This window comes from Hominifimenecus sp. rT4P-3, from assembly GCF_051055405.1.
GTDB lineage: Bacteria > Bacillota > Clostridia > Lachnospirales > Lachnospiraceae > Pseudolachnospira.
The window spans coordinates 959,290-974,200 of the sequence record NZ_CP167068.1; the positions used below are offsets into that span (position 1 = coordinate 959,290).

The 14,911-nt window shown below is 48.1% G+C and carries 8 protein-coding genes; 7 read left to right on the plus strand and 1 reads right to left on the minus strand.

Annotation, left to right across the window (positions count from 1 at the left end; translation table 11 throughout):
* Positions 1-45: 45 nt before the first annotated feature.
* From ACCC71_RS04565 to ACCC71_RS04590, 6 genes are all read left to right on the plus strand, one after another.
* The gene (locus tag ACCC71_RS04565) at positions 46-3,804 is read left to right on the plus strand and encodes a phosphoribosylformylglycinamidine synthase (RefSeq protein WP_434311242.1); all 3,759 of its coding nucleotides are present in this window, start codon (positions 46-48) and stop codon (positions 3,802-3,804) included.
* Positions 3,805-3,880: 76 nt separating this feature from the next.
* Positions 3,881-5,500: a CvpA family protein gene (locus ACCC71_RS04570; RefSeq protein ID WP_434311243.1), complete on the plus strand. Its 1,620-nt coding sequence runs from the start codon at positions 3,881-3,883 to the stop codon at positions 5,498-5,500.
* Between the two features lie 388 nt (positions 5,501-5,888).
* Positions 5,889-8,510, plus strand: a complete 2,622-nt coding sequence (gene ppdK, locus ACCC71_RS04575) for a pyruvate, phosphate dikinase (RefSeq protein WP_434311244.1) — start codon at positions 5,889-5,891, stop codon at positions 8,508-8,510.
* Between the two features lie 348 nt (positions 8,511-8,858).
* Positions 8,859-10,208 (plus strand): FxLYD domain-containing protein, encoded by a 1,350-nt coding sequence (locus tag ACCC71_RS04580; RefSeq protein WP_434311245.1) that lies wholly within the window; start codon positions 8,859-8,861, stop codon positions 10,206-10,208.
* 14 nt (positions 10,209-10,222) lie between these two features.
* Entirely contained in the window at positions 10,223-10,759 is a 537-nt protein-coding gene (locus tag ACCC71_RS04585; RefSeq protein ID WP_434311246.1) for a zinc-ribbon domain-containing protein, read from the plus strand.
* A 96-nt stretch (positions 10,760-10,855) separates the two neighbouring features.
* Positions 10,856-11,902: a zinc-ribbon domain-containing protein gene (locus ACCC71_RS04590; RefSeq protein WP_434311247.1), complete on the plus strand. Its 1,047-nt coding sequence runs from the start codon at positions 10,856-10,858 to the stop codon at positions 11,900-11,902.
* Between the two features lie 166 nt (positions 11,903-12,068).
* On the opposite strand, the gene ACCC71_RS04595 is transcribed toward ACCC71_RS04590, so the two are convergent.
* Positions 12,069-13,046 (minus strand): LysR family transcriptional regulator, encoded by a 978-nt coding sequence (locus ACCC71_RS04595; RefSeq protein WP_434311248.1) that lies wholly within the window; start codon positions 13,044-13,046, stop codon positions 12,069-12,071.
* A gap of 174 nt (positions 13,047-13,220) precedes the next feature.
* On the opposite strand from ACCC71_RS04595, the gene ACCC71_RS04600 reads away from it, so the two are divergent.
* Positions 13,221-14,882, plus strand: a complete 1,662-nt coding sequence (locus tag ACCC71_RS04600; protein WP_434311249.1) for a dihydroxy-acid dehydratase — start codon at positions 13,221-13,223, stop codon at positions 14,880-14,882.
* Positions 14,883-14,911 lie beyond the last annotated feature (29 nt).

Consider the following 14,911-nt stretch of genomic DNA (forward strand, 5'->3'; position numbering starts at 1 on the left):
AAAGTTTGAAATATTGAGAGAGAAAAGGAATCTGAGGAGGACACCATGAGCGTTAGACGTATTTACGTAGAGAAAAAGCCGGATTATGCTGTTTTTGCAAAGGGCCTAAGAGAAGAAATTGAAAATTTTCTTGGAATCCATACCATCACCAACGTGCGGGTCTTGATCCGTTACGATCTGGAACATATCAGCGACGCCACATATGAGGCGGCCAAGGGACTGATTTTTTCCGAGCCGCCGGTGGACATGCTCTATGAAGGCACGTTCCCACGCGCCGAGGGGGCCCGTGTATTTTCTGTGGAGTATCTGCCGGGGCAGTTTGACCAGCGGGCGGATTCGGCGGAGCAGTGCGTCAAGCTGCTGAATGAAAAAGAGGAACCGATTATCCGGTCGGCCACCACTTATGTGGTGGAGGGCAGCCTGACGGAAGAACAGTTTCAGGCGATCCAGTCTCTGTGCGTCAACCCGGTAGATTCCCGGCTGTCCGACGGCGACGTGCCGGAAACCTTGGTAGAACAATTTGAGGAGCCGGCGGATGTAAAAATATTTGACGGCTATTGCAAAATGGAAGAAGCCCCGTTAAGGGAGCTTTATGATTCGCTCAGTTTGGCCATGACCTTTGAGGATTTCCAGTTCATTCAGAAGTATTTTGCGGAGGAAGAAAAGCGTGATCCCTCTATGACAGAAATCCGTGTGCTGGATACGTATTGGTCGGATCACTGCCGCCATACCACCTTCCAGACGGAGCTGACCGATATTTCCTTTGAGGAAGGGGATTGCAAGGAGGAACTGGAGGCGACTTACCAGAAATATTTAGGCGACCGAGCGGAAGTTTTTGCTGGGAGAAAGGACAAATATGTCTGCCTGATGGATCTGGCGTTGATGGCGATGCGGAAGCTGAAAAAGGAAGGCAAGCTGAACGATCAGGAGGAATCCGACGAGATCAACGCTTGCAGCATCGTAGTTCCGGTGACCATCGACGGCGTGGAAGAAGAATGGCTGATCAGCTTTAAAAATGAGACCCATAACCATCCGACGGAGATCGAGCCTTTCGGCGGCGCGGCTACTTGTCTCGGCGGTGCGATCCGGGATCCCTTGTCGGGGCGTTCTTATGTCTACCAGGCGATGCGGGTAACAGGCGCGGCGGATCCGACGGTACCGGTGTCGGAGACCTTGAAAGGAAAACTGCCCCAGAGAAAGATCGTCACCGACGCTGCCCATGGCTACAGCTCCTATGGAAACCAGATCGGATTGGCGACCGGTTATGTGAAAGAATTGTATCATCCCAATTATGTGGCAAAGCGCATGGAGATCGGAGCGGTCATGGGCGCGGCTCCCAGAAAAAATGTCATCCGCGCCACATCGGATCCGGGAGATTTGATTTTGCTTGTGGGCGGACGTACCGGCCGGGATGGCTGCGGCGGAGCCACGGGCTCCTCCAAGTCCCATACGGAAGCTTCCATCACCACCTGCGGAGCGGAAGTGCAGAAGGGAAATGCGCCGACCGAGCGGAAAATCCAGCGGTTGTTCCGGCGTCCGGAAGTCAGCCGTCTGATCAAAAAGTGCAATGATTTTGGCGCCGGCGGCGTTTCTGTGGCCATCGGCGAACTGGCGGACGGCCTTCGGATTGACCTGAACATGGTGCCGAAGAAATACGCAGGACTGGACGGAACGGAAATTGCGATTTCCGAGTCCCAGGAGCGGATGGCAATCGTGATCGATCCAGGCAGTCTGGTGGAGATCATGAATTATATCAAAGAGGAAAATCTGGAAGCAGTCGTCGTGGCGGAGGTCATGGAGGAGAAGCGTCTGATCATGTACTGGCGGGATAAAGTGATCGTCAATATCAGCCGTGCTTTCTTGGATACCAACGGAGCCCATCAGGAAGCAAAGGTTCAGGTGGCGGTTCCGTCTGTAGCGGGAAATCCTTTCGACGACTCCACAGTGGAAGGAAAACCAGCCAAAGAAGCGTGGTTAGATACCTTAAAAGATCTGAATGTGTGCTCCCAGAAGGGTCTGGTGGAGATGTTTGATTCCACCATTGGAGCAGGCAGCGTCCTGATGCCCTTCGGAGGCGTTTACCAGCTGACCGAAACCCAGTCCATGGTGGCGAAGCTGCCGGTTCTTTCCGGAGAGACCGACACGGTGACCATGATGAGTTATGGTTTTGATCCGTATGTATCTTCCTGGAGCCCTTACCACGGCGCGATCTATGCGGTGGTTTCCTCCGTGGCAAAGATCGTGGCTGCCGGCGGCGATTTCCGGAAGATCCGTTTTACCTTCCAGGAATACTTTGGAAAGTTAGGAAAGGAGCCGAAGCGCTGGGGCGCTCCCTTTGCCGCTCTTTTGGGCGCTTATGATGCCCAGATGGGCTTTGGCCTTCCGTCCATCGGCGGAAAGGATAGTATGTCCGGAAGCTTTAATGAGATCGACGTGCCGCCGGCCCTCGTTTCTTTTGCGGTGGATACCGGTTCTTACCGTCATGTGATCAGTCCGGAGCTGAAACAGGCGGGGAATCAATTGGTGCTGTTCCGGATTCGGAAAAATGAGAAGAAACTGCCGGATTACAGCCAGATGATGGATTTGTACGGAAAGATTTATCAGGATATTGAGGATGGAAATATTATTTCCGCCTATGAAATCGAGCGTCACGGCCTGGCGGAAGCTTTGGCCAAGATGGCTTTCGGAAACAAACTTGGAATTTCTGTTTCCAGCGAAGTCGATGCGAAGGAATTCTTTGGCGCTGGTTTCGGAAATCTAGTGGCGGAAGTGCCGGCAAGCCGGGTGGCTGCTCTTCATGCGGAAGGCCAGGTGATCGGCGAGGTGACGGACGAGGGTACTCTGGTTTATGGCGATGCCAAGCTGACCATGGAAGAGGCTCTCGCAGCATGGACAGGACGGTTGGATCCCGTATATCCGGCCAAGGCGGCTTCTACTTTAGAGAGCGCCGAGCAGCCGTTCTATGACAAGGGCGCCGTCGCCATCTGCACCCATAAGCTGGCCCAGCCGACGGTCTTTATCCCGGCATTCCCGGGAACCAACTGTGAGATCGACAGCAAGAAAGCCATGGAGGCTGCAGGCGCCAAAGTGATCGTTCAGGTAATGCGGAACTTGACCGAGGAGGATATCCGCAGCTCCGTGGAAGATTTTGCCAAGGGAATTCGTCAGTCACAGATTATCATGTTCCCCGGCGGCTTCTCGGCGGGCGATGAGCCGGACGGCTCGGCGAAGTTCTTTGCAACGGCCTTCCGGAATGCAAAGATCAAAGAAGAGGTGGAAAAACTGTTGAACGAGCGGGACGGCCTGGCCCTTGGCATCTGCAACGGATTCCAGGCGCTGATCAAGCTGGGCCTGGTTCCTCATGGGAAGATTGTACCCCAGGAGGCGGATGCGCCTACGTTGACCTTTAACACCATTGGCCGCCATATTTCTCGGATGAATTATGTAAAAGTAGTCAGCAATAAGTCCCCGTGGCTGCAGCTGGCGGAGCTCGGCGGCGTTTACTGCAACCCGGCGTCCCACGGCGAGGGCCGCTTTGTGGCGAGTGCGGAGTGGATGAAGAAACTGTTTGCAAATGGACAGGTGGCGACCCAGTACTGCAGCCCGTCTGGGGACGTGACCATGGATGCAGAGTGGAATTCCAACGGCTCTTACCTTGCGGTGGAGGGCATTACCAGTCCGGATGGAAGAGTGCTTGGAAAGATGCTTCACTGTGAAAGAAGCGTTGGAAAGGCCCTGGCGGTAAATATTTACGGCGACCAGGATATGAAACTTTTTGAGGCGGGCGTGAAGTATTTCCGATAAAAGGCCGGCTGTAAAGAATTTCCGTTAAAAACCGGGTGTGCAAAAGTCATGAGGCTTTTGCGCGGAAAGGGAGAAAATGAAGAAAAAATTTAAGTTTGTTACGGTTCTTGTCGTGATTTTGGCAGCGGCTTTGTATTATTACATTGCGCTGCCGCCCATCAATATCCATGCGGCAGGATTCTGGTGGTTTTTGATTGTGCTGGCGGCGGCCATCACCCTGGCTTATGGATGGAAGCGGGTGGAACGTACCGGAGATATGCGCCGTCCTTTGGACTTTAGCGGGATGAAAGAGGATAAGGGCGTGAAGATCGGGATTGGCGTCGTAGTGATTATCATTGCAGTGTACCTGATCGGTTCCCTGCTTTCTTCCCCGATTATCAATGCCTCTAAGTATCAGCAGCTGATGAAGGTGGAGACAAGGGAGTTTACCACAGATATTGAGCAGGTATCCTACAGCCAGATTCCTCTGTTAGACAGAGATTCCGCGACGATTCTTGGCCAGAGGAAAATGGGAAGCCTGGTGGATCTGGCCTCTCAGTTTGTTGTAAGCGATCAGTATTCCCAGATCAACTATCAGGGAAAGCCAGTGCGCGTCACGCCTTTGGCCTATGCTAGCCTGATCAAATGGTTTACGAATATGGGAGAGGGAATCCCCGCTTACATCAAGATCGACATGGCTACCCAGGATACGGAATTGGTACGGCTTTCTGAAGGAATGAAGTACACGCCCTACGACCACTTCAATCGGTACTTGGAGCGCCATCTTCGTTTCCAGTATCCGACGTATATCTTTGACACGATCAATTTTGAGGTGGATGACGAGGGTACGCCTTACTGGGTCTGCAGCGTAAAGAAATTTAATATCGGCTTGTTCGGCGGCCAGACCATTGGCCGGGTGGTGCTCTGCAATGCGATCACCGGTGAGTGCGAGGACTATGCCATTGAAGATGCGCCGACCTGGATCGACCAGGCTTATTCGGCCAGTATGCTGATTGAACTCTATGATTACTATGGAACGCTGAAACACGGATTTATCAATAGCGTTTTGGGACAGAAGGATTGTCTGAAAACCACGAATGGATATAATTACTTGGCCTTGGACGACGACGTCTGGGTTTACACGGGCGTAACCTCCATCACCAGCGATCAGTCCAACGTTGGTTTTGTGCTGGTCAATCAGAGAACCATGGAGACCCGGTATTACCAAATCGAGGGCGCCATCGAGGATTCGGCCATGTCCTCGGCGGAAGGTCAGGTGCAGCACCTGGGATATGACGCAACGTTCCCGCTGCTTTTAAATATTGCCAACGAGCCAACTTACTTTATCGCGCTGAAAGATGACGCAGGGCTGGTGAAGAAGTATGCCATGGTGAATGTCCAGAAATATCAGGTAGTTGCCATTGGCGATACGGTCAGCGACTGTGAGAAGAATTATGTAGCGCTCTTAAAGAATAATGGAATTTCCAGCGGAAGCGGTACGGCAGCCCAGACGACAACCGGAAAGATCGCCAAGATTTTTGAGGCTGTGGTGGAAGGAAATTCCCATTGCTATCTGCTGTTAGAAGGTTCCGACGTGATTTATGACGTGTCCGTAGCGGAATATCTGCCGATTGTCAAGTACGATGTCGGGGATACGATCACCATGGAGTATTTGGAGGGTGAGCAATCCTGCACGGTATTGGGGATTGTGGAATAGGAGAAAGATGCAAGGACGTTTTGCCGATCTGGGCTGCCTGCTTTGAGCAGAAAGCCCAGAAAAGCAAGGCGTCCTTTTACTTTTATTAACTCTTTTAAGCAATCTGAAATGGGAGAAAGCGGCGAAAATGGAAGGGAAAATATCTTGCCCTTAAGAAAAATAAGAAAATAAGTCTAAAAATTTTATTTTTTTTATTTGCTGTTGGAATAAGAAATAAAAATCCTGTTAACGTTTTGACAGTGGATGGACAAACAAAAAGGGCCATGCTATAATGGCAGTTGGGTTTGCGGAAAGTCTTGGAAATGGCTGATCCGCGGCCTCTGACACTCGAATTTCTCACCTTGCCCTTCGGCAGGAGTGGAGAACAAATATAGGAGGAGATTAAGAAATGGCAAAATGGGTGTATTTGTTTAAAGAAGGGAACGCGGACATGCGCAATCTTCTTGGTGGAAAAGGCGCCAACCTGGCAGAAATGACCAACCTGGGCCTTCCGATACCGCAGGGTTTTACGGTGACCACCGAGGCCTGCACGGATTACTATAACAATGGAAAACAGATCTCAGAAGAAATTCAGGGACAGATTTTCGATCACATGAAGACTTTGGAGGAGATCCAGGGCAAGAAATTTGGCGATACGGAAGATCCGCTGTTGGTTTCCGTTCGTTCCGGCGCTCGCGCTTCCATGCCTGGTATGATGGATACGATCCTGAACTTAGGCTTGAACGACGTGGCGGTGGAAGGCTTCGCGAAGAAGACCGGAAATCCCCGTTTCGCCTATGATTCCTACCGTCGTTTTATCCAGATGTTCTCCGACGTGGTAATGGAGATCGCAAAGCCGAAATTCGAGGCAATTTTGGATGAAGTAAAGGAAGCGAAAGGCGCGAAATTCGATACGGATCTGACCGCCGACGATTTGAAAGAAGTCATTGCAAAATATAAAGAGCTGTACAAGAAAGAGATCGGCTCCGAGTTCCCGCAGGAGCCCAAGGATCAGCTGATGGAGTCTGTAAAAGCGGTATTCCGTTCCTGGGACAACCCTCGTGCTATCGTATATCGCCGTATGAACGATATCCCTGGCGATTGGGGAACCGCTGTCAACGTACAGGCCATGGTATTTGGTAACATGGGAAATACTTCCGGTACTGGCGTTGCCTTTACCCGGAACCCTTCCACGGGCGCAAAGGGAATCTACGGAGAGTACCTGATCAATGCCCAGGGCGAGGATGTGGTAGCTGGTATCCGTACTCCTCAGCCGATCACCAAACTGGAAGAGGATCTGCCGGAGTGCTATAAGCAGTTCATGGAGATCGCTCATAAGCTGGAAACCCATTACCGCGATATGCAGGATATGGAGTTCACCATTCAGGAAGGAAAACTGTATTTCCTGCAGACCAGAAATGGTAAGAGAACCGCGCAGGCTGCTCTGCAGATTGCCTGCGATCTGGTAGATGAAGGAATGATTACTCCGGAAGAGGCTGTCTGCCGTATCGATGCCAAGTCCCTGGATCAGCTGCTGCATCCGACCTTTGACAAGGACGCGCTGAAGGCTGGCAAGGTGATCGGCGAGGCGCTTCCCGCTTCTCCTGGCGCTGCTGCTGGTAAAGTATATTTCACCGCGGAAGATGCAAAGGCTCATCATGAGTCCGGCGAGAGAGTAATCCTGGTTCGTCTGGAGACCTCTCCGGAAGATATCGAGGGTATGCATGCGGCCGAGGGTATCTTGACGGTACGCGGCGGTATGACAAGCCATGCTGCCGTTGTGGCTCGTGGTATGGGTACTGCCTGTGTATCCGGCTGCGGCGCGATCAATATTGATGAGGAAGCCAAGGTGTTCAGCCTGGGCGGCGAGACCATTCACGAGGGTGATTATATCTCCCTGGATGGCTCCACTGGTAAGATTTATGTAGGCGATATCAAGACGGTACCGGCTTCTGTCAGCGGAAACTTTGGCCGCATCATGGGATGGGCTGATCAGTTCCGCCGTCTGAAAGTTCGTACCAATGCAGATAATCCGGCTGACACGGCCAATGCGGTTCGCTTGGGCGCTGAGGGTATCGGCCTTTGCCGTACGGAGCATATGTTCTTTGAGCCGGAGAGAATTCCGAAGATTCGGAAGATGATCCTGTCCAAGACCCAGGAAGCCCGCGAGGCTGCTCTGATGGAGTTGCTTCCGTTCCAGAAAGCGGACTTCAAGGCGATGTACGAGGTTCTGGAGGGACGGCCGATGACCGTTCGTTATCTGGATCCGCCGCTGCATGAGTTTGTTCCCACCGATCCGGAGGATATTGCGGAGCTGGCGAAAGATATGGGTATGACCCCTGCTGAAGTAAAGGCTGTCTGCGACGGACTGCACGAGTTTAACCCGATGATGGGCCATCGTGGCTGCCGTCTGTGCGTAACCTATCCGGAGATCGCAAAGATGCAGACCCGCGCTGTCATGGAAGCTGCTATCGAAGTGAAGGCTGAGAAGGGTTATGATATTGTTCCTGAGATCATGATTCCGCTGGTAGGCGAGAAGAAGGAACTGAAATATGTGAAAGATGTCGTAGTAGAGACTGCTGAGCAGGTGAAGAAGGAAAAAGGCTCGGATATGGAATATCATATCGGTACCATGATCGAGATTCCGCGTGCTGCTCTGACGGCCGACGAGGTAGCTGAGGAGGCAGAGTTCTTCTCCTTTGGTACCAACGATCTGACCCAGATGACCTTCGGTTTCTCCCGTGACGATGCTGGTAAGTTCCTGGATGCTTACTATAAGGCGAAGATTTACGAGTCCGATCCTTTTGCAAAGCTGGATCAGACCGGCGTTGGCCAGTTGGTAGAGATGGGCGCCAAGAAGGGCCGCGCAACCCGCCCGAACCTGAAACTGGGTATCTGCGGCGAGCATGGCGGAGATCCGTCTTCCGTAGAGTTCTGCCACAAGGTGGGTCTGGACTATGTGTCCTGCTCTCCGTTCCGTGTGCCGATCGCAAGACTGGCTGCGGCTCAGGCGGCTCTGAACAATAAATAAGAAGAAATCTGTTGTTGTTTTTGGACACGGACAATTTTCCGTGAAAGGTAAAGTTTAATATTCTGAGACGGCCTTGAGGGAGCAATCCTTTGAGGCCGTTTTTTATCGAATAGGAAAATCTTTTGGGCAGCAAAAAGGAAGAAAACATGATACCTAATCCGAAAATTTAAATAAAATTAGCTATGCAATATGAATTATTAGCACAAAATATCTTGATTTTCTTCTCCTATATAAGGTATAATATATTTTGTCAAAAATTAGAATAGAATAGATTTTGAGTGTTGAGAGAATCGAGAGTGGGCGGAAAGCAGTGATCGAACCAACATTGAATCGGGAGCGTGTTCAACTATGAAGACTGAAAAGAAAATCATTGATATCAATGCGCACATTATCAACATCGTTTGTGAAATCGATGTTGATAATGATGTATCCAAAGCTTTAATTTCGTTTGACAATCTGGGGTTCGGTGTGATTACCGCAGTTAAATTCAACGCGAAAGGGTTTAATTCTTTTGGTGATGTCGTTCAGATTGCAGGAAAGGATAAATTTTATCTGATTATCCAGGATATTAGTGTTGATAAAAATACATCGGTCCAAAATCTCAAAGCAAAAATTCCCAATAGTGATATTCGGAGGCTCGAACTTGAGGAGTGCCAAATTTGCTATGCGGATGGTTCCATTACGAGTTATGCTGGTGCAGACAATAGAGAATTTGAGGTTGAAGAGTTTGAGACTGACGGAACGGAAAAAGAAACGCTGGAAGCAATTCGAGATGTTGTTTCTGCTGAAGCAAAGAATCTCCCTCAGGATTTTGATTTTGGATGGTTGTGCAGTTGCGGCAGATATAATACGAACGATCTTGGATCCTGTTCCAATTGCGAAGTGAAAAAGTCAGATATTTTTAAAATTACGGATCTTACCTATATTTCTGACGTGATTGCAGAGCATCATAAGAATAGGGAGGAGCGTGAAGAAAGAGCCAAGCAAGAAGCAAAAGAAAAGGAAAAGGCTGAAAAAAGCCGAAATATCAAGATTGGGATTGGCGTAGTTGTGACAATCATATTAACCATCTTTATCGGCCGTGCCGTTGTTTTGGCTGGCCGCACAACATATTCATCAGAGGCGGAGATGAAATCTGCTCTTCAAGGAAGGTATACATACTATGATGATTCCGGCAGAGCGAGCAGGCAAATCGTTATTGATGGCGATACTGCTATATATAAGTGGAGTTATAGTGACTCTGCGGATATGAAGACATCCATAGAAAAATGGGATTATAAAAATGGTAAAATTCACACGTTTGAAGATTTAATTGTCACGAATAAAGGTTATCTGAAAGATGGAAGTGACATTTATGAAAAAGGCGGCTATATGTCCACTTCTAGTAGTTTTTATTCTTCAAGCTACAACTCTAAGAGTGATTATTCCGTATTAAAAATTACCGCGGATGGCGTGACAAGTAATTCTGGATATACAATTTGTACAGGAAGCGTAAAGAATAATGGAACCAAAACCTATAAGTTTGTCCAAGTAAAAGGATCGTTCAAAGATTTGAGTGGTAATGTTATCGATACAGATTGGACGTATGCGGTAGGCTCTGAGGGATTGGAACCAGGAGAATCAACGTCCTTTCGGCTGTCTGTGACGAAAAATTCTAAGATCACTTCGTGTTCTGTTAGTCTACTAGATTATAATTGATGGAGGATACCGATATGTTTTGTGTAAAATGTGGAGAAGCCATACCAGATGGAAGTTCAGTTTGTCCCAAGTGCGGTGCTAATCTGATTAAGAAGGAGGAAGAACAGGCAGTCGTGTATGCATCGCAAAAGGAAGAAGAAATTCCAGAGCAAGCGAAATCAATCAAGAAAATCCCTAAAAAAGCTTTAATTGGGATGGTTGCCGTCGCGTGCGTTATCGTTGTTGTCTTCGTTATAAGCGGAATAAACAAAGCAAATTTGAAAAAGGCTCTTGTGAAAGAGTGGTACGATGTGGATGGTTCTATACTTAAGGTGCTCGATATAGACGAAGACGAGATGGAGTACCGACTGGAAACCGGCTACAGCTGGATCGATAGGTCTCTCGGAACTTACGAGTGGAAACCCGTTGGTAAAAACCAGATTAAAATCAAACAGTTTGGCGATAAATATGAAACATTTACGATTGAGCTAAATGATGACAAAGATGTATTGAAAATTTCGCCTGCCATTACAAGTACGGCTTCCAGCGAAATTTGGTATCACATAGATTGAGAATAGGGGAAAGGCTGTGCTGGTTATCAAATCACATACTTAGGTTGGATGCCATAGGGCGCAACATATACAAAATTGAGAAGAGGAGGATTTACGATGGAAAATTACACCGGTAAAATTTGCCCGTTTTGTAAAACGGAAATCAAAGCGGAAGATACGGTGAAGGTATGCCCTGTTTGCGGTATTCCTCATCATGAAAGATGCTGGGAGGAAAACAAGGGATGCACTACTTCTGGTTGTTCTGAACAGCACTATGAGGAGCAGCATACTAACCCGACAGCGGTATGCTCAAATTGTGCTACCCCGTTGGATGACGGACAAGAGTTTTGCCCTAAGTGCGGGACGCCTAAAAATGCTCCTCAAAAAAATGTATGCGGTAAATGTGGCGCCGAGTTACAGGATGGACAAGCATTTTGCGCTAAATGTGGGCAAAAAGTGGGACTCGTTGTTGATGCGGGAGTAAACTCTGCAACGGATCAGTTTAATGATGGTCTTCAAAAGAGAAGTAAGAAAAAAGTAGTTCTGCCAATTATTCTTGCAGTTGTAGCAGTCGTTGCTGTAGCACTAGTAATAATTCTCAAAAAACCCTCTGTTGAAGAAATTGTGCTTTCCAGATCTTCTGTTGAACTAAAGGCAGGAGACTCTGTTTCTGTTTCCTACACGATTACACCCGATAAAGCCGGTGATACAGAAGTCACTTGGGAATCGTCTAATAAATCCGTTGCTATCGTAAATAGTAGTGGTAAAATTACAGGAAAAGGAGATGGTTCTTGTACTGTCACAGTAACAGCGGATGGAAAAACCGACAGCCTGACTGTAACTGTTAAGACAGGCCCTGATTTTACTGCTATTTATAACGAATATTGCAGTTCTGATTATGCAACATTGGGCACGGATGGCAGCTATTTAAGTATTGATACGAATCCATATGATATAGATGATTATACTGTTTCAGGCAGTATAACAGCGATTTTAGCTGTAAATAGCGCTCTTGGTTTGCCAGATTATATTGTTGATGATATGAGTAATACAACAGCACTGATGGGGAGACAATCAGAAACATTTAGTGATCTTGGGATAACGGTAAGTTGGTCTTATCACCCGAATAAAGGTTTGGAAGTTACATATAAGGCAATAAATTGATTTTTGGTTTGTTTATGCTTACATGAAAAGATGCCCTCAATATGCCTATAGCTTTTTGCAAAGCAGGGTGTATCAATGTGGTTGATGTAAAGAAAAAGACCTTCGGCTTTTGGGCCGGAGGCCTTTTTCTTATCTTTGAGAAAAAAGGAGCTTGGCTATCATTTTTTTAATGCTTCCCCTGCAAAAACAGCTCCACATATCTTTGATATCCAAGGGAGTATTCTTTTATCATATCGATAAAGTGTAACGCATAGTGCGGCAGGTACAGACCGCTGGGATAAATGCAATCGATCCGCAGCGTTTCCTTTAAATTTTTGAGAGACAGTACATGCAGGTACGTGTCAGGCGTAGAAGTCTCATTGTAGCGAAAAACTTCTGGGAGCATAAAAGTAGGGAAGAAAGCTGCCACGATTTTAGAAGCGCATAAACGGATCTGGGCGTCATAGTTACTCATTCGGATAATCGGCGACAGGCTGATTTGATGGAGGTTTAAATATTTTTCGATCGCTTGATTCAGCGTACTGGTAGAATAATTCAGGCACAACGGAAAATTTGGCAGCAAAGCCGGAGGCAGGCCATGCCGGATAATGTCGGACAAATCCCAATTTTCATTTTTGGCCGTACTTTCCAGCAGCCCCTGGGACGCAATCAGGTAAATTTTGTCTTCCACCAGCGGAACATAATGAAATTCTTTACGAATCACGGCGTCTACGCCGATCAGCATGTCTAAATCCCCTTTTCCAAGCAACGTACTCATTTCATTGGTGTCCCCAGAATAGATGGACCAGGTAACGTGAGGATACAATCGATGATAATTTGGAAATATCTCGGAAAGCATCCGGGTAGCCCGGGAACTGTTTAGTCCCAAGCGCAAGTTTCCGTGGTTGCCCTCTGAGATTTCTTTTAATTCAATATTCAGGTTGCTTTCCAAACGTTGAATTTGGAGAAGCTTTTTGTAGAGCGCATGGCCGGCGGGCGTCAGAGAAACCGAAGGCTTTCGTGTAAAGAGCGCAACGTTATATTCATTCTCTAATTTTCGAATATGTTTGCTCAAGGCTTGCTGCGTAATAAAGCAGCGTTTGGCTGCCTTGGTAAAATTCAATTCTTCAGCTGTAATCAGGAATACCATTTGGCTTGTGTTCATAAGACCTCCCGGATAGAGCTTGACTTCATACAATTATAATGCCTATATATTTGAATTTCATAACAACTTTTTGGTTGTTGAAAAAGGAGGAGATAGCTGTTTTACTTTGTTGGACAGTTTTACTAAAATGGCATTAGAGAATGAAAAAAGGAAGTCGAAAGACAGGGAGAAGTAATGGGTTCACGAGGAAATAGCAAGGATGTTACAGAGGCGTATTATTCGGGTTTGATGGCTTCTGTTGGATTTCGCAGAAGTGATTTGAAAAAACCGATCATCGGGATCGTCAATTCCTATACCGATGTAAACCCAGGGCATAAGCCTTTTGCCGAGATTAGCAAAGCGATTAAAGAAGGCGTTTGGGCTGGCGGCGGCGTTCCAGCAGAATTTTCCGTTCCCGCGCCATGCGACGGTATGGCCCAAGGGGAAGGAATGCACTGCGTCCTGCCGCAGCGGGATCTGATTGCGGCGTCCGTGGAGGCAATGGTAAAAGCCCATGGATTTGACGGTTTAGTGTTTCTTTGTTCCTGCGATAAAATTGTACCGGGAATGTTGATGGCGGCCAGCAGGCTGAATAAACCGTCCCTCTTTTTGACGGCAGGCGCCATGATGCCATACCAGTCAAGCGACGGCAGTACCTATGTGACTTGTGATCTAAAGGAGGCCATTGGCAAGAAGGCGTCCGGGGCAATCACAGCGGATACAATGGATGAGTACATCTCTCATATGTGTTTTTCCCAAGGTACCTGCTCCATGTTTGGCACAGCCAATACCATGGGTTCTATGCTGGAAGCGGTTGGAATTGCTCCTTTTGGTTCCGCTACCATGCTGTACTGCTCTTCAGAAAAGATTTGGCAAAGCCGTGCGGTAGGAGAGCGCATTGTAGAGCTGACGAAAGAAAACAGAACCTTCCGTCAGTATTTCAATGAAAAATCCATTGCCAATGGAATCCGATACGTTTCTGCAACGGGGGGATCTACCAATGCGGTTTTACACATGGTTGCCGTTGCCAGAACTTTGGATGTCAACTTAGACTTGAAGGATTTCGAACGGATTCAGTCGGAAGTCCCGGTCATTATGAAGCTAAAACCATCTTCTAAGTATTCCATACAAGATTATCATCAGGCGGGCGGCGTTCCGGCAGTCTTAAGTACCTTGAAGGATTACTGGGATAAGGAAGCAGAGATGGTCTATGAAAATGTTTCCCTCGGAAAAATGTTGGAGACACTAAAGGTGCGGGTGAATCGGGATGTAATCCATGAAGCGGATCATCCTTTGGCAGAAAACGGCTGCTTTTCCATTTTGTTTGGAAATCTGGCGCCGGAAGGCTCCGTAGTCAAAAAGACAGGAGTAGACCCGGCGATGTATTACCATAAAGGCCCGGCGGTTGTCTTTGAATCGGAAGAGGAAGTCCGGGACTATATGCTGCATAAAGAAGTAAAACCAGGCTCTGTGTTGGTGATTCGTTACGAAGGGCCAAAAGGCGGGCCGGGAATGCGGGAGATGTCGATTCCTGCTGCTATGCTGGTCGGTATGGGGCTTCATACTTCGGTAGCGATGGTGACGGACGGACGGTATTCCGGAGCTTCCAGAGGGCCCTGCGTAGGTCATGTTGCCCCAGAAGCCTGGGACGACGGCCCGATTGCTTTGGTAAAAGACGGAGATCTGATTGAAATTGATCTGAATAACCATAAGATCGAGCTGTGTGTGCCGGAGAGCGAGCTGGAAGAGCGCAGAAAGCATATCATAAAGCCGGAAAGAAATGTCAGCGGCTTTTTACGAGCCTACCGCAGTCAGGTTCGGGGTTCCGATGAGGGAGCGCTTTGGCTTTATGAATAGCAACGGATGGAGCGATGCAAAAAGATAAA

What these genes read in the sequence shown, in the direction of transcription:
- ppdK (WP_434311244.1), top strand. Translation starts at nt 5,889, where the DNA reads ATGGCAAAATGGGTGTATTTGTTTAAAGAAGGGAACGCGGACATGCGC.
- ACCC71_RS04600 (WP_434311249.1), top strand. Translation starts at nt 13,221, where the DNA reads ATGGGTTCACGAGGAAATAGCAAGGATGTTACAGAGGCGTATTATTCG.
- ACCC71_RS04570 (WP_434311243.1), top strand. Translation starts at nt 3,881, where the DNA reads ATGAAGAAAAAATTTAAGTTTGTTACGGTTCTTGTCGTGATTTTGGCA.
- ACCC71_RS04580 (WP_434311245.1), top strand. Translation starts at nt 8,859, where the DNA reads ATGAAGACTGAAAAGAAAATCATTGATATCAATGCGCACATTATCAAC.
- ACCC71_RS04565 (WP_434311242.1), top strand. Translation starts at nt 46, where the DNA reads ATGAGCGTTAGACGTATTTACGTAGAGAAAAAGCCGGATTATGCTGTT.
- ACCC71_RS04590 (WP_434311247.1), top strand. Translation starts at nt 10,856, where the DNA reads ATGGAAAATTACACCGGTAAAATTTGCCCGTTTTGTAAAACGGAAATC.
- ACCC71_RS04585 (WP_434311246.1), top strand. Translation starts at nt 10,223, where the DNA reads ATGTTTTGTGTAAAATGTGGAGAAGCCATACCAGATGGAAGTTCAGTT.
- ACCC71_RS04595 (WP_434311248.1), bottom strand. Translation starts at nt 13,046, where the DNA reads ATGAACACAAGCCAAATGGTATTCCTGATTACAGCTGAAGAATTGAAT.